1 pseudogene is annotated in these 1007 nt (G+C 69.1%); it reads right to left on the reverse strand.

Going from position 1 to position 1007, the window contains the following annotated elements:
• A pseudogene (locus Q1K70_RS18860) lies at window positions 1-967 on the reverse strand (hydrogenase maturation protein HypF); the annotation flags it as partial.
• Window positions 968-1007: the final 40 nt, after the last annotated feature.

The following is a 1007-nucleotide window of genomic DNA, read 5'->3' on the forward strand; positions in this document are numbered from 1 at the left end:
CGAACACCCCCTCGCTCAGCAGCTTGTTCTGAAACACACCGCCCGAGAGCACCACCCGGTCGAGCCCGCTCCCGGCGCGGAGCGCCTCGCACACCCGGCCCACCACGGCGGCCACGGTGTTGTGGAAGGCCCGGGCCATGGCGGCCGGCGGCTTTCCGTCCCGCACCTCCCCGACGAGCCGGCGGAACATGGGCCGGAACTCGACCTCGATGGTTCCCCCCGCTTCTCCTGACTCGAAGGGATACATCTCTTTCGTGTCGCCCGACTCCGCCAGGGCCTCCAGCTCGATGGCGGCCTGCCCCTCGTAGGAGACCCTGCTCCTCAGACCGATGAGGGCCGCAACTGCGTCGAACAGCCGGCCGCAACTGGAGGTAAGGGGCGAGTTGATCCGCCTGGCCAGCATGGCCAGGAACAGCTTCCGCTCTCCCTCGGGGACCTGGGCCAGGAACGGGGGTCCCAGATCGAACACCCCTTCCCCATAGGCTGCATGGAGGTGCGACAGGGCCATCCGGTACGGCTCCCGCACTGCCGCGTCGCCGCCGGGGAGCGGTACGGCCATGAAACGCCCCCGCCGCTGGAAGGAGTCGTATCCCCCCAGCAGGAACTCTCCACCCCAGATGGTGCCGTCGGTCCCCAGACCGGTGCCGTCGAAGATGACGCCTATCACCTCACCCTCCAGGCCGTGCTCTGCCATGCAGGAGGCCAGGTGGGCGTGGTGGTGCTGGACCGCAATCTTCGGGATCCCGTCAAGGCCCGGGGCATAGACCGTGGAGAGGTAGTCGGGATGGAGGTCGTGGGCCACCAACTCCGGCCGGATATCCAGGATCCGCTCCAGGTGGCCTGCCGTCTCCTCCAGGGAGCGGAGCACCGCGTCGTTCTTCAGGTCGCCGATATGCTGACTGAGGAACGCCCGGTCGTCCCGGGTCAGGCAGACGGTCCCCTTCAGCTCGGCCCCGACCGCCAGCACGCTCCGCTGGGGAGCGGGCAGCCGCACGGAACGCGGCACG

Source organism: Solidesulfovibrio sp. (genome assembly GCF_029978005.1).
Taxonomy (GTDB): Bacteria; Desulfobacterota; Desulfovibrionia; order Desulfovibrionales; family Desulfovibrionaceae; genus Solidesulfovibrio.